Origin of the sequence: Sandaracinus amylolyticus (assembly GCF_021631985.1) — a bacterium.
GTDB lineage: Bacteria > Myxococcota_A > Polyangia > Polyangiales > Sandaracinaceae > Sandaracinus > Sandaracinus amylolyticus_A.
Map to the genome: position 1 here is coordinate 10,316,276 of NZ_CP070225.1, position 19,760 is coordinate 10,336,035.

General features: G+C 73.2%; 17 protein-coding genes. 10 read left to right on the forward strand and 7 right to left on the reverse strand.

What is annotated here, in order from left to right; all coding sequences use genetic code 11:
• The first annotated feature begins 134 nt into the window (after positions 1 to 134).
• Positions 135 to 1,409, forward strand: coding sequence for a hypothetical protein (locus tag I5071_RS43885; protein WP_236519384.1), 1,275 nt, complete (start codon positions 135 to 137; stop codon positions 1,407 to 1,409).
• A gap of 38 nt (positions 1,410 to 1,447) precedes the next feature.
• On the opposite strand, the gene I5071_RS43890 is transcribed toward I5071_RS43885, so the two are convergent.
• Positions 1,448 to 2,317 (reverse strand): hypothetical protein, encoded by an 870-nt coding sequence (locus I5071_RS43890; RefSeq protein WP_236519385.1) that lies wholly within the window; start codon positions 2,315 to 2,317, stop codon positions 1,448 to 1,450.
• A gap of 73 nt (positions 2,318 to 2,390) precedes the next feature.
• On the opposite strand from I5071_RS43890, the gene I5071_RS43895 reads away from it, so the two are divergent.
• The 4 genes from I5071_RS43895 (at position 2,391) to I5071_RS43910 (ending at position 5,727) form a co-directional block, all read left to right on the forward strand.
• Positions 2,391 to 3,218: a helix-turn-helix domain-containing protein gene (locus I5071_RS43895; protein ID WP_236519386.1), complete on the forward strand. Its 828-nt coding sequence runs from the start codon at positions 2,391 to 2,393 to the stop codon at positions 3,216 to 3,218.
• A 47-nt stretch (positions 3,219 to 3,265) separates the two neighbouring features.
• Positions 3,266 to 4,339 carry an aromatic ring-hydroxylating oxygenase subunit alpha gene (locus I5071_RS43900; protein ID WP_236519387.1) on the forward strand — a complete coding sequence of 358 codons (1,074 nt, stop codon included), beginning with the start codon at positions 3,266 to 3,268 and terminating at the stop codon, positions 4,337 to 4,339.
• Positions 4,336 to 4,845, forward strand: coding sequence for a hypothetical protein (locus I5071_RS43905; RefSeq protein WP_236519388.1), 510 nt, complete (start codon positions 4,336 to 4,338; stop codon positions 4,843 to 4,845). The genes I5071_RS43900 and I5071_RS43905 overlap by 4 nt, the downstream gene beginning before the upstream one ends.
• 141 nt (positions 4,846 to 4,986) lie before the next feature.
• Entirely contained in the window at positions 4,987 to 5,727 is a 741-nt protein-coding gene (locus tag I5071_RS43910; protein ID WP_236519389.1) for a LolA family protein, read from the forward strand.
• A 142-nt stretch (positions 5,728 to 5,869) separates the two neighbouring features.
• Here I5071_RS43910 and I5071_RS43915 read toward each other — a convergent pair whose 3' ends face one another.
• Positions 5,870 to 6,373, reverse strand: coding sequence for a hypothetical protein (locus I5071_RS43915; RefSeq protein WP_236519390.1), 504 nt, complete (start codon positions 6,371 to 6,373; stop codon positions 5,870 to 5,872).
• 138 nt (positions 6,374 to 6,511) lie between these two features.
• Positions 6,512 to 7,330, reverse strand: a complete 819-nt coding sequence (locus I5071_RS43920) for a hypothetical protein (RefSeq protein ID WP_236519391.1) — start codon at positions 7,328 to 7,330, stop codon at positions 6,512 to 6,514.
• Positions 7,331 to 7,425: 95 nt separating this feature from the next.
• Between I5071_RS43920 and I5071_RS43925 the strand changes: the two genes are divergently transcribed.
• Positions 7,426 to 8,274 carry an HAD family hydrolase gene (locus I5071_RS43925; RefSeq protein ID WP_236519392.1) on the forward strand — a complete coding sequence of 283 codons (849 nt, stop codon included), beginning with the start codon at positions 7,426 to 7,428 and terminating at the stop codon, positions 8,272 to 8,274.
• 87 nt (positions 8,275 to 8,361) lie between these two features.
• Positions 8,362 to 9,135: a hypothetical protein gene (locus tag I5071_RS43930; RefSeq protein WP_236519393.1), complete on the forward strand. Its 774-nt coding sequence runs from the start codon at positions 8,362 to 8,364 to the stop codon at positions 9,133 to 9,135.
• Positions 9,136 to 9,204: 69 nt separating this feature from the next.
• Here the strand turns inward: I5071_RS43930 and I5071_RS43935 are convergent, their stop codons facing one another.
• The 4 genes from I5071_RS43935 to I5071_RS43950 all read right to left on the reverse strand — a co-directional run bounded on the left by I5071_RS43935 (position 9,205) and on the right by I5071_RS43950 (position 17,694).
• Entirely contained in the window at positions 9,205 to 14,904 is a 5,700-nt protein-coding gene (locus I5071_RS43935; RefSeq protein ID WP_236519394.1) for a hypothetical protein, read from the reverse strand.
• Positions 14,901 to 16,628, reverse strand: coding sequence for an ATP-binding protein (locus I5071_RS43940; RefSeq protein ID WP_236519395.1), 1,728 nt, complete (start codon positions 16,626 to 16,628; stop codon positions 14,901 to 14,903). Before I5071_RS43940 ends, I5071_RS43935 begins: the two co-directional genes overlap by 4 nt.
• On the reverse strand, positions 16,625 to 16,861 hold the full coding sequence (locus I5071_RS43945) for a hypothetical protein (RefSeq protein ID WP_236519396.1): 237 nt from the start codon (positions 16,859 to 16,861) through the stop codon (positions 16,625 to 16,627). The genes I5071_RS43940 and I5071_RS43945 overlap by 4 nt, the downstream gene beginning before the upstream one ends.
• Before the next feature lie 104 nt (positions 16,862 to 16,965).
• Entirely contained in the window at positions 16,966 to 17,694 is a 729-nt protein-coding gene (locus I5071_RS43950; RefSeq protein ID WP_236519397.1) for a hypothetical protein, read from the reverse strand.
• Positions 17,695 to 17,810: 116 nt separating this feature from the next.
• Here I5071_RS43950 and I5071_RS43955 point away from each other — a divergent pair, with 116 nt between their 5' ends.
• The 3 genes from I5071_RS43955 to I5071_RS43965 are packed head-to-tail and all read left to right on the forward strand — an operon-like array spanning position 17,811 to position 19,757.
• Complete coding sequence (locus I5071_RS43955) at positions 17,811 to 18,755, forward strand: hypothetical protein (protein WP_236519398.1); 945 nt, start codon at positions 17,811 to 17,813, stop codon at positions 18,753 to 18,755.
• On the forward strand, positions 18,746 to 19,237 hold the full coding sequence (locus I5071_RS43960) for a hypothetical protein (RefSeq protein WP_236519399.1): 492 nt from the start codon (positions 18,746 to 18,748) through the stop codon (positions 19,235 to 19,237). The genes I5071_RS43955 and I5071_RS43960 overlap by 10 nt, the downstream gene beginning before the upstream one ends.
• Before the next feature lie 19 nt (positions 19,238 to 19,256).
• Positions 19,257 to 19,757 carry a hypothetical protein gene (locus I5071_RS43965; protein ID WP_236519400.1) on the forward strand — a complete coding sequence of 167 codons (501 nt, stop codon included), beginning with the start codon at positions 19,257 to 19,259 and terminating at the stop codon, positions 19,755 to 19,757.
• Positions 19,758 to 19,760: the final 3 nt, after the last annotated feature.

Below are 19,760 nucleotides of genomic sequence, written 5' to 3' on the forward strand. Positions count from 1 at the left end.
GCCGCGCTGCCAACTCGGCACTGCCACGAGCGACGGGTCACGAAGCGCGAGGATCCCACCGGCTCGACGTGGCGAGCGACCTCGCGCCGGTGGCGGGCGTTGAGCCCGCGCGCGCCGCACCGAGATCCGTTCGCATGCCCACGCTGCGATCGCACGCTCCATCGTGCTGCATCCTCGCGTCGCTCCTCGCGCTCGGCTGCGAGGCCGGCGACCCCGGCGTGAGCCACGAGGAGTCGCGGCGGCGATGGCGTCACGACAGCGGAGCCGGCGCCGTGGACGCGGGCCCGCCTCCGATCGACGCCGGCCGCGACGCGGGCATCGATGCGGGCCGCGACGCCGCGGTCACGCCGATCGACGCGGGCATCGATGCTGGCCGCGACGCCGGTCGCGATGCCGCGACCACGCCGATCGACGCCGCGATCGCCGACGCCGCGCGCGACGCCGCGACCGACGGCGGCGGGCTCGCTTGTCCGTGCGCGCGTCGCGAGCTGGGCGCGCTTCCGTCCGAGCTCGCCGCGCTCGCTTGGCCCGAGCTCCCGGTGACCACTTCGGTCATCGACGTCTCCACCGATGCCGAGCTGCGCACCGCGCTCGACCTCCGCTCGAACGTGACCGTGCGCGTCCACGGCGCGCACGCGGGCACCTACACGATCCGCGGCTCGAACGTCGAGCTGCGCCTCGATCCCGACGCCTCGATCGAGTCGCTCCTGATCGCGTGGAGCCAGCGCCGCATCCGCATCGTCGGCGGCACCTACGACACGATCCAGATCTGGCTGCCGATCGACTTCAACACGTCGCCGCAGGTGCCGCAGGAGCACCTGATGGTCAGCGACGTGTCGATCGAGTGCGTGACCGTGCGCTCGTCCGACACCGCGTTCTTCCTCCACGGTCGTCGCATCGCGATCCTCGGCGCCGACGTGAGCGCCGCGCGCTACTCGCTCTTCACCGGCCTCATCGCCCCGCTGCAGACCGAGGACGTGATCATCGCGCACAGCGTCCTGCGATCGGCAGGTCCGGAGGCGACGCTCCGCTTCCACCAAGCGCTCCGTGGCGTCGTCGCGCACACGACGCTCACGAACCCCGGCAAGCACAACTGGCGCGTGCACGGCGTCTCGGGGCGCATGTACCTCGGTGACAGCACGCTCGTCGGCACCGGGATCATGCTCGGCAACGAGCCCGGCGACGCGATCGACCGCGCGTGGGTCGTCCGCAGCACGATCCACTACAGCGGGATCAACGGCCCGATCGTCGTGAGCCCCACGACGATCACGGGCCTGACCCTCACCGACAACGTCGTCTACACCGACACGCCGCTCTTCCTGCCGCCCCCGCCCTCGTCGTGGGTGATCACCGACAACACGGTGCTCCCCTACGAGCCGCCTCCGGGATCGGTCGAGGTCTGTCGCTGAGAGATTGTCCAAGGAAAATCGGCTCGCCGGCGCAGAGCTCACTCGGTCGCGCGGAGATCCCACGACCACACGCGCGGGCTCAGCGTCGCGCTGCCGACGAACGTGCGCCCGTCGGTGCGCGGCGCGGTCGTCCCGTTGCTCAGGTTGTGCTCGGCGTTGAAGATGCCGGTGCTCGTTCCCGCGGGCGGCGGACACACACTGATCATGCCGTTCGGGTGGTGCACCGAGAGCGCCGTCGAGAGCTCGTAGTGGTGCAGCCCGTCCGCGCCCGGCGTGCGCTCGATCATGAGGTTGTTCTCGAACGGGTCGGGCGCGACGAAGCTCTCGGTCTCGTCGGCGGTGGTGGTGCAGATGCCGCCCGAGCTCGTCGCGGTCGCGCGGTAGTCGATCCGCTCGACGCGGTAGAACGCCACGCTCGCGGTCGGGAAGCCCGCCGCCGCGCCCGCCGCGTCGTCGCGCACGAACACGACCGTCGCGTTCGAATCGAGCGTCAGCCCCGGGGCCTCGGTGAAGTCGCGCGACGTGCCCTCGATGCGCGACGGCAGTGGATCGCCGCCTCCGTCGTGCGGCACCACGATGACACCTCCGTCGAGATCCTCGCCGCCGAGGCACGACGCGACCTCGGCGCCGCAGCGCGACTCGATGCACGCGTCGTCCTCGCCGCACCCCTCGCGCTCCACGCAATCGATGAGCGCGCTCACCCGCGTGATCGCATCGGGCGTCGCGCGCGCCACGCATCCGTCGGTGCACGGCTCGTCCGCGCACTCCGCGGCGCACCCGAGCAGGCCCGCGCAGTCGAGCGCTCCGCCACTCGATGCATCGGGCGCGACCCCGGCGTCGCTCACCGGATCTTCTTCGCGGCACGCGGCGATCAGCACGACGCACGCGACGAGCACGGTCTTCCTCATCGGCTCCTCCTGCGCCGGTAGTACGATGACGAGACGCGCTCGCGCTCCGTGCGTGGCGCGTACCGAGAACACGATGGCGCTTTCCCCGTTCACGCCTGCGCCCGACATCGAGCGCTTCCTCGGAGCGCCCGCCGATCTCGTGCTCGTGCGGCGCAGCTTCGCCTTCTGGGAGTCGCGCGAGCGCGTGCACGGCACCGTCATGTGGGGCCGCCCGACCGAGCTCGACGTCGAGGAGATGTGCGGCGTGTGGGACGCGCACGTGCGCTCGCCGCGCGGATCCGATCCGACGCTGACCGACATCCGCGGGCTCGAGTCGATCGACGTGCTCGCGTTCGATCGACTCCTGCGCGTCTTCGCCGAGCACCGCGCGGTGTGGACCGCGCGCACCGGGCCGCAAGCGATCCTCCACGGTGGCGGCTTCAGCGGCGCGGTGATCCTCGGCGCGCTGCAGCTCGTGGGGCAGGGCTATCGCATCGGCGCGTTCGACTCGGCGCGCGCCGCGCTCGCGTGGCTCGGCGCGCCGCAGGTGGAGGACGACTTCGAGCTGCTGCGCGCGTCGCTCGTCGAAGCCCCCGACATCGTGCGCCGCGTGCGCGTCACGCTCGACGATCAGCCACACGCGCTCTCCGCGCGCGACCTCGCGCGCAAGCTCGGGCTCAGCGTGCGCTCGCTGCAGCGTCACCTCGCCGCGGCGGGCACCTCGATCCGCGAAGAGCGAATCCGCCACGTCGTCGCGCGCGCCGAGCGCTTGCTCGAGGGCACCGAGCTCGACCTCGCCGCGATCGCCGCGATGCTCGGTCTGGGATCCGCCGCGCGGCTCGTGACGCTGTTCCGCAGCGTGCGCGACACGACGCCGGGCGCGTTTCGTCGCGAGCGTGCTCCGCGCCCTCGGGACCCCTGAGCGGGGCTCGCTCCACATGGTTGTGAATGCAGCTAACATCGCTCGCCATGAACGAGCGTCGCTTGCCTGTTCTCGATCCGACCCGCGATCCCGCGGCGAACCTCTACGATCACTTCCCGAGCGGCTGGTTCGATCTCGCGCGCTCGAACGAGCTCGACGGTGGTCGCGTGCTGACACGACGGCTCGCGGGACGCGACGTCGTCCTCTACCGCACCGAGTTCGGCGTCCCGTGCGCCGTCTCGCCGCATTGTCCGCACATGGGCGCGCACCTCGGCTGCGGTGGAAAGGTCAGCGGCGAGAGCATCGTGTGCCCGTTCCACGCGTTCGAGTTCGATCGCGAAGGGCGCTGCACGAAGACCGGCTACGGCACGCCGCCTCCGCCGCGCGCGCGATTGACGACGTACGCGGTGCACGAGATCCACGGCTGCGTCTTCGTGTGGCACGGCGCGGCCGGGGAAGCGCCGACGTTCCGCATCCCGCACCTCGACGACGCGCACGACGGCTCCATGCCGATGCTCGATCGCGTGTTCGAGCTCCGCGGTCATCCCCAGGAGACGAGCGAGAACAGCGTCGACGTCGGGCACTTCGGTCCGGTGCACGGCTACTCGAACGTGAAGATCGTCGAGCCGCTGCGCGTCGACGGCGCGTCGCTGACGACGACGTACTCGATGGACCGCCCGATGATCCCGGGGCGCCCGAAGCTCGGCTCGGTCCACGCGGTGTTCCAGATCCACGTGCACGGCCTCGGGTACTCGATGGTCGAGGTGAAGGTGCCCTCGCTCGGCTTCGAGTCGCGTCACTACGTGCTCGCGACACCGACCGAGCGCGAGCGCGTGCGGCTGCGCGTCGGGTTCTCGGTGCGTCGTGGCACGCTTCGTCTGCCCTTCGCGAGCCGCATCGCGCGCGACCTCGTCGAGGCGGTGTTCATGCAGGTCGGCATCCGCGTGTTCGCGCACGACGTCGGGCAGGACTTCGAGATCTGGAAGAACAAGCGCTACGTGCACCCGCCGCAGCTCGCGGTGGGCGACGGCCCGGTCGGGACCTACCGGCGGTGGGCGCGGCAGTTCTACCCGGTGAACGGCGCGCCCTCGTCGAGCACCGAGGACATCGCCGCGGAGTGAGCGCACCTCCGGCGCTCTCCGAGCGGCTCGCTGCGATCGACTGGTCGCAGTTCTCGACGGCCTACGGCCGCGCGGACCAGCCGCACGCGTTCGAGCGACGCGATGGATCGCCGGCGGGCCGTTGGGGGTCGATCCCCGAGCAGCTCGCGCGGCTGTGGTCGGACGATCGGCGAGCCGCGCTCGAGGTCACGCACCACCTGTGGTGCAGCCTCTGTCATCAGCACGCGTACGTCTCTTCGGCGGCGCTCCCTGCGCTGCCCTTCCTGCTGGAGGCGCTCGACGGCGCGGACGACGCGTTCTCGGTGGAGCTGCTCGACATCGCCGCCGGGATCGCGGTGTGCGCACGGACGGGCTCGGCCGCGCCGGCGGGCCCGTGGCTCGAGGAGCTGCGGGCTGCGCTCTTGCGCGAGCGGGCGCGCTTCGAGCGCCTCGCGACGAGCGCGGGCCAGGACGTCGCCAGCTTCGCGCAGCGGATCGTGGCGGACCTCGACGCGATGCCGCGGTGAGGTCCAGCGCCACCGTGGCACTGGCGTGCTCGCGTGCGCATGAAGAAGCGTGAACGCGCCCACGACGGATGCGATGCACACGGTCTCGTGTCTGAATACGGCCGCTCGCGGTCGCGTTCCTTCCCATCGAGGCCATCCGCAATGAATCGACGATCCGTCCTGTTCGCCGTTCCCGTCGCGCTCGCCACGCTCGCGCTCCCCTTGCAGCCGCACGCCGGCGCGCAGGAGCGCGTGACCGCCGACGTGGTCGCGGCGCGGGTGCAGCAGTTCTACGAACAGACGCGCACCGTGCAGGCCCGCTTCCAGCAGCACTTCTGGAACCGCGTCTACGCGCGCACGCAGAGCTCGCGCGGTCGCGTCTCGATCGGCCGCCCCGGGCGCATCCGCTTCGACTACGACCAGCCGAGCGGCAAGGTGCTCGTCAGCAGCGACGGCGAGTGGACCATGTACGAGCCGGGCGACGAGGGCGGCGCCGGGCAGTACGCGCGCGGCAGCAGCGCCGCTGCGAGCCAGAGCGCGTTCGGGTTCCTGATGGGCACCGCGGACCTGCGTCAGTTCCGCCGCTCGCTGCGCGCACGCGCGAGCTCGGACCCGCCGAACACCGACGCGCTCGAGCTCACGCCGCGCCGCGCCGATCCCCACTACCGGCGCATCGTCGTGCACGTCGACAACCAGCCCGCGTCGCTCGGTGTGGTGCGCCGCGTGAGCATCGAAGATCCCGACGGCAACTGGAACCGCTTCGACTTCAGCGAGCTGCGCTTCAACCGCGAGATCGGCGCGGACACGTTCCGCTTCACGCCGCCCGCGGGCGCGCGCGAGATCGGCGGCGGCGCCGCGCGCGCGACGGGACCGCGCGTCGAGTCGGCGCCGGTGATCGAGTGAGTCCCTGCCGGAGTGCTCGTCCCGCGGGGCCCGGACGGGAGCGCGCGCAGCGCGCGGACGGTAGGGACCGGCGGGCGAGCCGATTTTGAGCGAGAGCGCGCGAGAGATCGATCGTGATCTCGCGCGCGCTTCGCGCTCCGTCTCACGCCATCGCGCGGCGACCGAGCACGCGACGCTCGGTCGGCAACGCGGGGTGCACGACCGGTCCGTACATCACACCGACGACCGCGCCGTAGACCGCGTGCAGCACGACGAACGCGATCACGCCGGCGTCGCCGATGTTCGACATGAACGCGCCGGGTGCCGCCATGCGCTCGGGGATCAGCGGATGGATCGCGGGCAGGATCCCCATGAAGAGCCCGCCGATCACGATGTGCACGAGCGAGAACACGACGCCGGGCAGCGCGCCCGAGCGATGCGACACGTGCTCGAACCCGAACGCGTAGGCCAGCGCGATGAGCCCGCTGATCACCAGGTGCTCGACCAGCCCCAGCACCCACGCGCCGGAGCCGGGCGCCATGCCGGTCATCGTCCCGATCATCATCTCCAGGTTCACCGGCAGGCCGAGCAGGCGCGCCACCGCGAGGCACACGCTCATCACGGCCCCGCCGACCACGCCTGCGACGAACGCCTTGGCGGGCTTCATCGTCACACCTCCTTCGCGGGCCCCGTCGTCCGTGGGGCTCACACGGGGACGCGCAACGGCCGTGCCGCGCTCACGCGCGGGCGATGCGTGGAGCAGGCCGCGCGAATCGATGCGATCCGCAACGGGTGAGGCGTCGCGTCACTCTTCTTCGACGACGACCGGCGCGAAGGGCGCGGGCTGCGGAAGCACCCACGGCTCCTCGCCGGCGCCCACGACGCGGTCCGCGGGATCGCGCACCCGCACCACCGCCTCGAGCGCGGCGGGCGGTGCTTCGGTCGCGTCCTCGCCGGCCTCGATGCGCATCCCGAGCCGCACGCCGACGAGCGCGGGCACGATCGGCGGGATGTACATCTGCGAGCGCGCGTCGTGCGACGACTGGTTCTGGAAGAACACGATCTGGTTGCTGTTCGGCGCGCCGTTCACGACCGTCGCGAGATCGACCGCGACCTCGTCGATCTCCTCCTCGCGGATCGTCACCTGGATGCGCTCGCCGGGATCGAGCGCGTAGGTGCGCTCCCATCCCGAGAAGTCGACGACCGTCTCGTCGCCCACGACGCTCACGCCCGGCACGTACTCGTGGAACTCGTTGATGCCGTTGAGCGTGACCGCGATGCGCTGCGGCTCGTCGTCGAGGTTCGAGAGCGTGAAGTCGACCTGGAGCTCGTAGTCGCCGCGCGCGGCCCAGGGGCGTCGCGCGTAGGGCGTGAACTCCGTCGCGTCGCCCTCGGAGAGCGCGGCGAGCTCTTCGTCGTTCGGAGGACGCACCGGGAGCTCGATGCGCTGCTCGACGAGGAAGACCGTGAGCTCCTCGCCCGTGAAGAATGGCGCTGCGCCTTCGGGGAACGCGAGCTGCCACGTCGCTCCGCCCTCGGGCGTCACGTAGCGCCGGTCGGTGTGACAGCCCGCGAGCGCGAGCATCGACGCGAGGACGAGCGTGGACCGAGACGCTAGGCGCATGCGACCTCCGCGCGGCAGAGCGACGAGCATAGCCGATCCCATGCGGTCAGGAGATCTGTTGCCTCGGGACGATCGATGCTATGGCTCCGCCCCTCATGAGCAGCATCGAGTGCATCGTCCTCGACTTCGACGGGACGTTCACGCGCGTCGACGAAGAGGCCGCGCCCTTCGTGGAGGCGTTCCGCACAGGGATCTCCGAGCACCTCTCGCCGGAGCGCGCGGCGCGCTGGGACGAGGCGGCGAAGATCGTCCAAGCCGATCCCGATCGCTACGGCTGGGAGTACGAGGGCGTGATCGTCGCGCCGTCGCACGCCGATCCCTACATCCGGTGCACCACGATCGGTCAGCTGCTGCTCGCGGAGGAAGGGCACTCGCCGGGGCGTCGCACCGAGATCCTGCAGGGGCTCTACAAGCACGCGTACCCGCTCTCGCGCACGGTGTTCCGGCCCGACGCGAAGATGGTCGTCGAGGCGCTGGTCGCGAGCGGCGTTCCGCTCTTCGTGGTGTCGAACTCGGCGACCGAGCACGTGCGCGCGAAGATCGACGCGCTCGATCCGATCGGCAAGAGCGCGATCCGCGTGCGCGGTGACGCGCGCAAGTTCGTGATCCACGAGCCCGAGAAGGCGCACCCGCTCTTCAGCGCGCTGCCCGAGACGATGGAGCTGCCCGGCCTGGGCCGACCGATCCACCTGCGTCGCGGCTTCTACTTCGAGGCGCTGCGGAAGATCTGGGAGGAGACCGGCGCGGGCCCCGAGACGACGATGGTCTGCGGCGACATCTTCGAGCTCGATCTCGCGATGCCGGCGCGGCTCGGCGCGCGCGTGCACCTCGTCGCGCGGCCCGAGACGCCGGAGTACGAGCGGCGCGCGGTGCGCGGCATGCCGGGCGGCAGCGCGAGCCAGGATCTCGGCGGACTGCTGCTGCAGCTCGAGCTTCCTGGCTGACGTCCAGAATCGGCCCGCCGGGGGCCCCGCGAGCACTCCAGCTGAGCTCCTCGCAACGCGCGCGGCGGCGGCTCGATGGGGCCGCCCGTGCGTACACGCTGGATCGTCTTCGCCGCAGCGCTGCTGGTCGCGCTCTCCACCTTCGTTCCTTCGTCGGCCGATGCGCAGCGACTGCGACGCGCATCGGGCGTGGTGCGGGGACAGCCGCAGCGCGCGGAGAGGACGAGACCGCAGCGGTCACGACGCAGCACGCGTGCTCCGGTGCGGGTGGTGCGCGCGCCGCGACGTTGGGCGGCGCTGATCGTGACCGGGCCCTACCTCCCGATCGCGAGCGAGGAGGAGGTCGAGCCGTTCCTCCGCATCACGATCGCGGGCGAGGGACAGTACGTGCTCGACGGGATCGGGCACGGCGCGCTGATGCTGCGGGTGGGGCTCGCGTGGCCAGTGGAGCTGCACGCGGCGTACGGCGTGTACGTCGAGCCGCTCGTGCGCGGGGTGGAAGGATTGGGGCTCGGTCGGCTCGGGCTCGCGGCGCGCCTCGTCGAGCTGCCCGAGGTGCAGGCGCGCGTGGGGCTCGCGCTGCGTCACGTGCACGATCGGCTGGGCGGCATCGCGGGCATCGAAGGGTTCGGCGGGATCGACGTCATGCCGATCGAGCCGCTCGTGATCTCGATCGACGGCGGCGTCGGTGTGTTGGGTGAGGGCTGGGTGCTCACGGCGCGCGCGACGCTCGGGCTCGCAGCGGGGCCGATCGAGGTCTATGCGGGCTGGGAGCACGTCGCGTTCGAGCCGATCGATGCCGAGCTCGGAGGCGGCACCTGGCTCTCGGGCCCGCTGCTCGGCGTGCGCGCGTGGCTGTGATCATCGAACATCGGCTCGCGCGCGCCTGCCGTCCGCGCGCGTCGCGCGGGACGAGCACTCCGGTAAGAGTCAGCGCGCCGTGAGCAGCGCGAGGATCGCGTGCCCCTCGGCCTCGTGCGCGTCGTCGGTGTCGCGCGCCGCGAGGCCGATCACGTGCGCGGCGAGGATGGCGAGCGCTTCGGGGTGATCGCCTGCCTGCGCGAGCGCCTCCGCGAGCGGGTGGGAGCGCGCGAGCTCGACGCTGCCTTCGGGCCGCAGCGCGGCGAGCGGGTGTGTCGAGAGCGGGAGCGCGTGGATGCGCGGCACCGCACCGCGGGCGGCGCCGGCGCGGCGCAGCAGCGCATCGACGCGCTCGGCGAGCGGATCGACGGCGACGAGAGGGCGCGCCGCGGGCTTCGGCAGCGGCGCCTCGATCGGCTTTGGCGGCGTGATCGGCGGCGGCACGATCGCGGTCGCGGGGAGCTGCTCGGGCTGCGCGCGCACCTCGGGCTCCTCGCGCACGCGATCGGCGAGCGCCTGCTCGAAGCGCACGACGCGATCGCCGAACGCGAGGATCGCGCGCATCGACGCGAGCGACCCGTCCTCGCGCAGGATCGGGCCCTTCCACGCGAGCTCGCGCGCGTGGACCGCGCGCTCGGGCGGGACGATCAGCGCGTTGTGGCGATCCTCGAGCGCGCGCGCGAGCCCGAGCACGTCCCCTTTCGAACGGCGGCGGTACGAGAGATCGAGGAAGGGCAGGGCGATCGCGGCCGCGGGGTGCTCCGCCTGCACGAAGCCGAGCGCGGCGGCGCGCACCATCTCCGCGAGGTCGAGCTCGCGCTCCTCGCCCTTCCGCTCGCCGCTGAAGAGGCGCCGCGCGATGTCGCGCGACATGCGCTCGTACGCGTGGTTCGCGATCGACGTGAGCACCGCCGCCGCGCCCTGGCCCGCGACGCCGACGATCGCGAGCTCGCCCGCGAGCGGCACGCGCGCGTCGCGCGTCGTGCTGCGGGAGGTCGTGAGCACGCGCTCGGCGCGCTCGTACGCGTCGAGCACGATCACCGTCGGCTCGCCCGCGGGCTCGAGCCACAACACCCCGCGCGCCTGCGCGCCGCGGCCCGAGAGCGCCTGCGTCGAGAACGTGCGATCGACGCGCACCATCGCGAAGGGACGCTCGGGCGCGGTGAACGCGCTCTCGAGCGCGCGCTCGCACGCCTCGAGCACGGCGCCCGAGACCTCCTCGAGCGCCGCGTCGGGCACGGGTGCGGCCCACGTGCGATCGGGCGTGAAGCGCGGCTCGTCGACCCACGAGAGCGCGGGCCACGCCGCGGGATCCTGGAGCGTGCCGAGCGGCTGTCGGTCGCGCGACGCGTGCATCGTGCGGCTGCTCGCGTGCGTGGGCAGCAGCGCGAGCACCACGCCCTCGTGCCCCTCGAGCGCGGCCTCGGCGATCGCGCGGGCACGATCGCCGCTCGCCGGGCCGACGATCTCGAGCTTCGGGCGCGCGAGGTTCCTCCGCGCGATCGCGTCGAGGCGCAGCTCGGGCTCGGCGTCCTGCGTCGCGAGCACCACGCCGAGGCGCGTCGCGTCGGCGCGCGCGAGGCGGATCGCGAAGCGCTCGGGATCGAGCGGCTCGAGGCTCTGCATCGAGTCGGTGGTGACCCAGAGCTTCGCGAAGCGCGCGACCTGCGCCTGGAGATCGCGGAACGAGGCCCAGCGTCCGGCGGTGGTCTCGAACATCGGGAGATCGGGGATCGAGTCGAGGTGAGCGCGACCGCCGAGCAGCGCGCTCTCGCACAGCGCGACGCGCACCCACCCGGGCAGCGTCGCGTGATCGACGCTCTCGACGAGATGGCGGATCGCGCGCGCGAGCACGGTGCGCACCGCGTTCTCGAGGCGCGTCCGATCGCTCGGCGTCACCTCGCGCGCGACCGGGAACGAGGGCTCGCACGCGAGCTGCACGCTCGGGCGCAGGTCGAGATCGATGCGCGTCACGACGACGCCCGCCTCGTGGACCGCGACGAGGGTCGTGTCGCTGCCGCTCACCGCGATCTCGCCGATGCCGAGCGCCTCGAACGCCTCGCGCTCCGAGGGCAGCGCGACCTCGAGAAGATCTTCGAGCGTCCAGCGGAAGCGCGTGTCGCGCACCGAGAGGAGGCGAGGGCGCTCCGCGAGGCCCCATCGCACGCGACGCGTGGCCTGGAGTCGACGCACGTCCGCGCTCACGTCGCGCACCACGCTCGGGGCCAGCGCGCGGACCACCCGCGCGACCGGTCCCTCGCCCGCGAGCGCGAGGATCGGCGCGTCGAGCGAGTCGGGCTCCTCGCCCTGCGGCGCGTCGAGCCAACGATCGATCGGCGCCGCGATGCGCAGCGTCCGACGCGAGACGGTGCACGCGGTGATCGACGCGCGCGTGCCCTGCACGGTCTCGAAGATCGACGCGTTGCGCAGCGCGTCCATCGCGCGCTCCGATGCCGCGCGCCGCTTGCCGCCCGCGAGCGTCTCGGCGAGCCACGCGTCGACGAGCGCGAGCGCGGGCTCGTCGTGGGCGAGGGCGCCGTCGAGCGACGTCGCGAGCGCGCCGACGAGCTCGCACGTGGCCTCGCGCAGCGCGCCGCGCACGCGGCTCTCGCCGGTGCCGTTGAGCGCCTCGAGCTCGCCGTCGACGAGCGGGAGGTCGACGTCGACGATCCCCGCGAGGTGCGGCAGGCCTTCGCTGCGCGTCGCGAAGGGGCGGTGCTCGAGCAGGATGCGCAGCTCGTGGCGCGCGGCGCCGCGGGAGAGGCCGAGCACGCCGCGCAGGCCGTCCCCCGAGAGGCGCGCCACCGGCTCGCAGCGCGAGAGCTCGAGCGCGCGCTTCGGCAGCGCGCGATGCGCCTCGATGCGCGCGTGGCGACGCGCGTCGCGTCGTCGTCGCTCGAGCTCGCCGAGGCCGTTCTGCACGCGCACCTGGAAGAGGCGGCCGATGCTCTCGGCGACGTCGTCGCGCGCGAGGAGCGGGTGGAAGTCGGCGGGCGGTGCGCTGCGATCCTCGGCGATCGCGATCGGCGTGACGTAGACCAGCTCGCCCCCGAGCGCGGCGACGAGCTCGTCGAGCGACGCGAGGCGATGGGTGTAGGCGCAGCGGAGGATCGGAGCCTTGCGCAGCGCCTGCACGCGCTCGCGGCCGAGCACGTTCGCGGCCGAAGGACGGATGTCGCGGCACGCGGCGAAGAAGGTCTCGAGCGCGTGCGCGTCGGGGGTCGGATGGAGCGGCGGCGCATGCAGGCCGGGCACCTCGCGGCCGATCAGCGCATCGGCGGTCGCGACCACGAGGCGCGCGATCTCGCCCGCGATGTCGTCGTAGGGCGCGGCCGCGGGCACGAAGCGCGGCGCGCCGATGCCGGGCACCACACGATCGTCGTCGAGCGCGAGCAGCCATCCCGCGCGCGGTGCGCCGGTGGGCACGACGGCGTCGAGCGGGCGTCCTGCGTGCGAGAGCTCGAGCGCGCCTGCGCCTTCGTGGAGGCCGATCGCGCCGCGGTGATCGCGACCTTCGATCTCGAGCGCGACGGTGCACCGCGTGCGCAGCCCGCGCGCGATGCGCGCAGCGCTCGGGGGCGAGGGCGCGCCGTCGTAGCCGACGATCGCGAGGTTGGGCAGCAGCGCTGCGAGCAGATCTCGCTCGCGGGAGTCGAGCACGAGCACGCTGCGCCCCGCGGGCTCCCACGGCGTGTGCGGCACCGAGGTCACGTACCCGATCGCGCTCGACGGATCGCTGCCGAGCGCCACGAGGTCGGTGAGCGAAAGGTGCTCGCCGGTCACCGTCGGCCACACCGGCGCGTCGAGCAGCGGGCTCTTGCTCCCGAGCAGGCGCGTCGCGCCGGCGCCCGCATCGCCGGTGCCGATCCGATGGAGCAGCTCGATCGCGAGGAGGATCCCGGCGCGCACCGCGCGCGCGGCGTCGTGCACGTCGAGCTCCCCGACCCAGCGCACCGGATCGCCCTTCGGCGCGTCTCGCTCGGCGAGGCGGCGTGCGATCGACTCGCACGCGATCACCCGCGCGCCGTCGATCGCCGACAGGAGCGCGGCGCGGGCGTCGTCGGCGGCGAGGCGCGTGTGATCGGCGGCGACGCGGAGATCCGATGCGGTCGCGATCGCGTCGAACGCGAGCGGCACCGAGAGGCGCGCGATCTCGGTCGCACGTCCCTCGACCAGCAGCGTGATCGTCGACGAGCGAGCGGGCGACGTGTCGATCGCGACCTCGCCCGCGAGATCGGGGCGCGCGAAGAGCGTCGCGGGGACACACGTGCGCGCGCTCTTTCCGGGCGCCGCGAGCGGCGCGATCACGAGGTGCCCTTCGTGCGGCGCGGTGATCGTCGGTGGCGTGATCGGCTTCTCGAGCCACCGCGCGCGGGCCTCGCGCGATGCGCGTGCGAGCTCGATCGTGCGCCGTGCGCTGCGCGGCGGCTCCGCACCCCACACCCGCGCGAGCGCGTCGCCGGGCGGCACCCACGGGAGATCGCCGATCCACGGCGCGAGCTCCGGCGGCAAGGGCTCGGGCCCGGTGTGCGCGCCTCCGTCCTCGCCCCGCGCGAGCTCCCGCAGCGATCGCGCGCGCCCGATCGCGTCGCGTGCGATCGGCGCATCGAAGAGCGGCGCGAGGCGCTCCGGCATGCCGAGCACCGGCGGCGCGCTGGCGAGCCGGCGCCAGTCCGGGCCGCCGCACCACGCCGAGGCGAGCTGGATCGCCGCCGCGCGCAGCCGCGCGCGTCGATCCGCGTCCCACGTGCCCTCGGGCGCATCGCCGAGCTCGCGCGCGACGCGCGCGACGAGGTCTCCGAAGCGCTCGACGAGGTGCTCCTCGAGCTCGGTGATCCAACGCTCGTCGCGTCGGATCGCGGAGCGCGACGCGTTCGTCGGCAGGCGCGCCGCATCGATGCGCGCGCGCACCGGGATTCGCGCGCCGGTCTGGAACGGGACGCCGAGCTCGAGCGGCTGCGTCGCGAGCACGACGCCGAGCTCCGCGAAGTCGATCCACGGCTCGGCGCGCGCGGCGCTGGGATCGACGATCGCGAGGAACCCCTCGCGGCCCTCGCCGAGCACGCTCGCGTCGAGGCGCACGCGCAGCAGGTCGCGGCCGGCGTGGTGTCGCGCGAGCGCGCCGCGCGCGATGCGCAGCGGCAGCGGGAAGTCCTCGCACGCGCGCCGCACGAAGCGCAGCTCGCGCGCTTCCTGGCCGGTCGCGAGCAGCGAGAGCGCCTCGAGCGCGGGGAAACGACGGAGATGGACGACGACGCCGCGGCGGATCGTCGGCGCGCCCGCGGGCAGCGTCGCATCGACCGGCGCGAGCCGGCGCAGCCCCTCGGCCGTGCCCTCGTGGCCCGCTGCCAGCAGATCGGGCGTGTAGCGCACGCGCGCCGCGCCCTCGTCGGTGTCGCCGATCGTGTAGAGGTCGACCCAGCGCGGACCGAGCCCGAGCGCGGTGTTGACCGCGGTCGCGAGCAGGCGCAGCGCGCGGCGATCCTCGCTCGCCTGCGGGCTCACCAGCTCGTCGAACAGCCGCGTGAGCTCGTCGCGCGCGATCGGCGTGCCTTCCCACGCGACCCACACGTCGTCGGCGTCGCCGTCGACGTGCACCGCGGTCGCCGATGCGCTCGCCGCGGCGCGCACCGCTTCGAGCGCCCACATCGCGGGATCCGCGAGCTGGTAGTCGCGGAGCTTGTGCACCGCGCGCGCGGCGTCGACGCGGAGCCGGCCTCCGCCGACGCGCGATCCGGTCGCGGCGCGCGGCTTGCGCGAGCGGCTCATCGCGCACCTCCGCCCGCGAGCGCATCGCGCATCGCGCGCTCGGTCAGCGACGCGTCGATCGCCGGCGTGAGCGCGCCGCGGGCGACGAGGATCGCGCGCGCGAGCAGCGCCGACGCGAGGACCGGCGCGTCCACGGCGCGCGCTCGCGCGGCGTGCACGATCGGGTTGTCGGCGCGCAGCACCAGCGGTGGCCGCATCAGCATCCGGAACGGGTCGGCCTGGTGATCGGACGCGCGCGCGAGCCACGGCGTCGCGCGCGCGCTCGCCGCGACCGCGAGGTGGCTCTCGGCCGCGCCATGGACGTGTGCGAGCACGAGCTCGCTCGGACGCCGCACCACGTCGCCGAGCCGCTCGGAGACCTGCTCGAGCAGCGCGACGTCGGTGGGGCTCGGCTCGATCGGGACGATCAACGACCACAGCGCGCGATCCCTCGCCGGCGCGGCGTCGGCGATGCGCGCGAGGAGCGCGATCACGCGCCCCAGCGCGTCGTGATCGGGCGCGAACGAGAGATCGACGACGACGTGGCCCGCGGCCGCGAGCGCTTCGGCGAGCTCGGTGCGCCCCTCGTGCGAGGCGAACGCGCTCGCGAGATCGTGCAGCCGTGCGACCCGCTGCTCGCGCTCTCGCGTGATCGCCGGCAGCACCAGCGCACGCCGCGGCGCCGGCAGCTCCGAGCGCACGAACGCGTCGAGGATCTCGACGATGCGACCGCCCGCATCGCGACTGCCGCGCGCGAACGCCTCCGATGCGTTCGCGAGCTGCTCCGCGAGCTCGTCGAGCAAGGGCCCGCGGATCGTGCTCGCGACGAGCTCGACCGCGCGCGTGTAGTGCTCGTCCCGCCGCACGTCGTCGCGGCTCAGCGTGTGCTCGAGGCGCGCGTCGGAGACCTTGAAGATCACCTCGCCGAGCTCGTGATCGCGCGTCTCGTGCAGCAAGAGGCCCTGGTTGAAGAACGCTCCGTAGCGATCGCCTGGTCGCGGGAGCCCCGCGACGACCGTCGTCAATCCGTCGCGGCTCCGCGCGTGCACCCCGACCACCGCGTCGATCGTCATCGGCTCGTCGATGCGCACGTCGCGGCGCGGCTCACCGCCCTCGGCACCCAGCGCGACGAAGCGGATCGGCACTCGCGTGTGGCGGCACCAGCGCTTCAGCGCGGCCTCGGATCGCTCGACGAACCCGGCCTCTTCGGCGTCGGGCAGTGGCACGACCAGCGTGACCGTGGTGCCGCGGCCGGCGTCGCTGTCGGCGCGGAAGAGGTCGTAGGTCTGATCGCCGTGCAGGTGCAGCGACCAGCGCGTGCCGTCACCGGTCGACGTGTCGACGATCACGACCTCGGGATCGACCGCGAGCACCGAGACGAAGCCGATGCCGAACTTGCCGATCGCGTCGTCGCGCGACTCCTTGGTCGACTTGAACAGGACGGTGAGATCGTTCTCGAGGATCTCTCGCGTCATGCCGGTGCCGTCGTCGCGCACCGACACGCGCATCGTGCCGACCTCGTCGCCGGCGCCGGGCTCCCACGCGAGCTGCACGTGGATGGACGTCGCGCCCGCGTCGATCGAGTTCTGCACGAGCTCGCGAAAGAACGCGAAGCGGTCCGCGAACTGCCGGATCAGATCGTCGACGAGCCCGCGATCGCTCGGCGCGCTCTCCGCCGGCGCGGCCGGTCCGCCGCGATAGGGCGTCCCCGCCGCGGGCTTCTTGTTCTTCTTCTTCGCGCTCACGAGCGTCGCTGTTCCTGCGCGCTTCGTTCCGCGATCACCGCGACGAGCACCGCGCGCACCGCGGCCTCGTCGAGGCCCTTGAGGAAGTCGACCTTGTCCACGAGCTGCGGGAGCCCGGCGATCACCAGGCGATCGTGGGTGACCGGACACCCGAGCTGGCCGCGATGCAGCCGCGAGAGCATCAGCTTCAGGTCGCTCGTGGAGACGTGAACCAGGCCCTTGCCGCCGATCATCGCGCCCTCGGCTGGAGTGCTCGCCGGCGCAGGGCTCCCACGGGAGCCTGTGGAGCACGTGGACGGAAGGGCCCTGAGCAGGCGAGCCGATTCTCGGACATCTTTCACTCCTCGGGATCGTCGATCGCGCCGGGCTCGCTCGGCGTCTCGGTGGGCTCGAGCGCGTAGGTCTGCACGACGTCGGTCGCGCGCTCGCGACAGTACGCGGCCCACTCGCCCCAGAGCTCCTCGCCGGACTCCTGGAACGCCGCCTCGCAGAAGCGATACGCCTGCACCGCGACGCGCGCGTAGGGCACGAGCGCAGCGAGCATCGACTCGTCGTAGACGCGCAGCAGCTCCGCGTCGCTGGTGATCGCGTCGGGGATCGGCGCGCCGCGCACGTCGGCGACCGTGTCCTCCTGCAGGTACCCGAAGAGCCCGGCCGCGACGCCGCGCTCGTGCGCGGGCGCCTCGGAGAGCGGCTCGAGCGCGTTCTGCACGTCGGTCGACGCGCGTGCGCGCTCGGTCAGCCACGATGCGAAGGGCCCCTCGGCCCACGCGTTCACCGACTCGGTCGAGCCGTCGCTCGGTGGCTCGGGCGGGCGCACCGCGACGGCGGCCTCGACGCGATCCCAGAGCGCCTGGAGCTCGGGCGACATCTGCTCGCGCGCGACCGCGGGCTGCGGCACCGGGATCGGCGTGGTGGTGCGGATCGGGTGCGCCTCGGGCGTGGTGGTCGCTTCGCCGCCGGCGGTCGTGTCGGTCGTCGCGGTCGTCGTCTCGGTGCGCGCGCCGCCGCACGCGGTGAGCGCGGCGGCGATCGCGACGACGAGGAATGAACGGAGCGTCGTCATGGTGGGCCGACAACGTAGCCGAAAGGTGCGCGCGGCGCCGAGGGTCCGAGCACGCGGCTTGCTCTCGCCCTCGACCGCCCGCGTCGCGGCACGGACGGGCACAGGAGGGATGCTCGATGGCTCCGCTCGCGCTGGTCTGGATGCGGCGCATCGCGCTCGGACTCCCGCTGGTCGCGGGCCCGCTCGTCGTATCGGGCTGTGATGGCGACGCGCCGACGTCGGGCGGATGTGGGCAGACCACGCGGACGTTCGCGCTCGACGAGCGGGACGGCGGGGTGGACGCGACGACGTGTCTCGCGCTGTGCGACGAGCTCGGCGCGACGGACATCCCGGCGGGCGGGCGCGTGAGCGAGTGCGACGTGCTCCTCGTCGATGGCGGCCAGACGCTCGTCTGCACGGTGGACCGGTTCTGTCGTGGTCGGCCGCCTGCGGGGCTCCTCGCGGCGCGCGCCGAGGTCACCAGCGAGATCGGCGCGTACCTCGCGCGCGCGGCGCACCTCGAGCGTGCATCGGTGCCCGCGTTCCTCGACCTCGCGCGCGAGCTCGAGCTCCACGGCGCACCGGCGCCGATGATCTCGGCGGCGCGGTGCTCGGCGATCGAAGAGGCGCGGCATGCGCGCGCGATGGATCGGCTCGCGTCGCGCGAAGGAGCGATCGTCGCGCCGGTCGAACGTGTGGCCGGTGGGCCCCGCTCGCTGCGCGAGCTCGCGATCGACAACGCCGTGCACGGATGCGTCGGCGAGGCGCACGCTGCGCTCGTCGCGTGGGCCCAGTCGCGCGCGGCCCGCGATCCCGAGGTACGTCGTGCACATGCGGAGATCGCGCGGGACGAGGCGCGTCACGCGCTGCTCTCGATCGCGCTCGACACATGGGCGCGCGAGCGACTCCCGGCGCGTGATCGACGTGTGCTCGAGGACGTGCGTCGCGACGCGGCGAGCGCACTGGTGCGCGACGCCGAGGTCGAGCCTTCGCACGCGATGCGCGACGTGCTCGGCATGCCGGACGCGACGCGCGCGGTCGACGTCGCACGGGCTCTGGAGGAGACCTCCGAATGCGTCTGATGCTCGCTTCGGCGCTCGCGATCGCGCTCCTGGCCGCACCGAGCGCGGCGAGCGCGTGCTCGTTCGTCGGCCCGCCTCCACCGCCGCCGCCCGATCACAGCGAGCTCCACTGGGGCGTCGCGTTCGGCGTGGGGAGCGCGATCGAGCTCACCGTGATCGGCGCCCAGATCGCGATGGGCAACGAGATGTTCCCCGACTGGGCGGCGGCGCTCGAGCTCTCGCTCGGGATCGCCCAGAGCGTGGCCGCGCCGCTCGTCGTCTTCGGCGTGGCGTCCCAGGGCGTCGACTCGTGCAGCTCGGGCTCGAACAACATGGACGAAGCGGCGATCGCCGGGGGCTTCCTGCTCTTCGCCGGAGGCTGGCTCATCGCGCACGCGATCTGGAGCTTCGCGGACGGCCCGATCGACGTGGAGCCCACGGTGATGCCCAGCGTGTCGTTCGATCGCGACGCGGTCGCGCTGCACGTGCTCGGCACGTTCTGACGCCGCGAAGAGCACCGAAATGAACGTCAGCCACACGATGCTGGTCCCTGCGCTCGCGCTCGCGCTGCTCGCCGCGCCGAGCTCCGCGCACGCATGCCGGCTCGTCACGACGCCTCCACCTCCACCGGCCGATCACATCGAGCTCCACTGGGGCATTGCGTTCGGCGTCGGCAGCGCGGTCGAGCTCACGTTGATCGGCACCCAGATCGCGATGGGCGACCAGATGTTCCCCGACTGGGCGGCGGCGCTCGAGCTCTCGCTCGGGACCGCGCAGAGCGTCGCGGGGATCGTGCTGATGCTGGCGCCGGTACCGCCGGGGTCCGAGTCGTGCGACCCGGACGAGAGCACCGGCGACGAGAGAATGCTCGCCGCGGCCTTCCTCGCCGGCATCGGAGGCTGGCTCATCGCGCACGCGTTCTGGAGCTTCGGCGACGGACCGCTCGACGAGTCCCCGACCGTGATGCCCAGCGTCGCGTTCGATCGCGACGCGGTCGTGCTGCACGTGCTCGGCACGTTCTGACCC

Excerpts from the sequence above, each read along its gene's own strand:
- I5071_RS43960 (WP_236519399.1), top strand. The coding sequence starts at position 18,746 with ATGCGTCTGATGCTCGCTTCGGCGCTCGCGATCGCGCTCCTGGCCGCA.
- I5071_RS43925 (WP_236519392.1), top strand. The coding sequence starts at position 7,426 with ATGAGCAGCATCGAGTGCATCGTCCTCGACTTCGACGGGACGTTCACG.
- I5071_RS43900 (WP_236519387.1), top strand. The coding sequence starts at position 3,266 with ATGAACGAGCGTCGCTTGCCTGTTCTCGATCCGACCCGCGATCCCGCG.
- I5071_RS43890 (WP_236519385.1), bottom strand. The coding sequence starts at position 2,317 with ATGAGGAAGACCGTGCTCGTCGCGTGCGTCGTGCTGATCGCCGCGTGC.
- I5071_RS43885 (WP_236519384.1), top strand. The coding sequence starts at position 135 with ATGCCCACGCTGCGATCGCACGCTCCATCGTGCTGCATCCTCGCGTCG.
- I5071_RS43915 (WP_236519390.1), bottom strand. The coding sequence starts at position 6,373 with ATGAAGCCCGCCAAGGCGTTCGTCGCAGGCGTGGTCGGCGGGGCCGTG.
- I5071_RS43910 (WP_236519389.1), top strand. The coding sequence starts at position 4,987 with ATGAATCGACGATCCGTCCTGTTCGCCGTTCCCGTCGCGCTCGCCACG.
- I5071_RS43945 (WP_236519396.1), bottom strand. The coding sequence starts at position 16,861 with ATGATCGGCGGCAAGGGCCTGGTTCACGTCTCCACGAGCGACCTGAAG.
- I5071_RS43920 (WP_236519391.1), bottom strand. The coding sequence starts at position 7,330 with ATGCGCCTAGCGTCTCGGTCCACGCTCGTCCTCGCGTCGATGCTCGCG.
- I5071_RS43935 (WP_236519394.1), bottom strand. The coding sequence starts at position 14,904 with ATGAGCCGCTCGCGCAAGCCGCGCGCCGCGACCGGATCGCGCGTCGGC.
- I5071_RS43965 (WP_236519400.1), top strand. The coding sequence starts at position 19,257 with ATGAACGTCAGCCACACGATGCTGGTCCCTGCGCTCGCGCTCGCGCTG.
- I5071_RS43955 (WP_236519398.1), top strand. The coding sequence starts at position 17,811 with ATGGCTCCGCTCGCGCTGGTCTGGATGCGGCGCATCGCGCTCGGACTC.
- I5071_RS43895 (WP_236519386.1), top strand. The coding sequence starts at position 2,391 with ATGGCGCTTTCCCCGTTCACGCCTGCGCCCGACATCGAGCGCTTCCTC.
- I5071_RS43950 (WP_236519397.1), bottom strand. The coding sequence starts at position 17,694 with ATGACGACGCTCCGTTCATTCCTCGTCGTCGCGATCGCCGCCGCGCTC.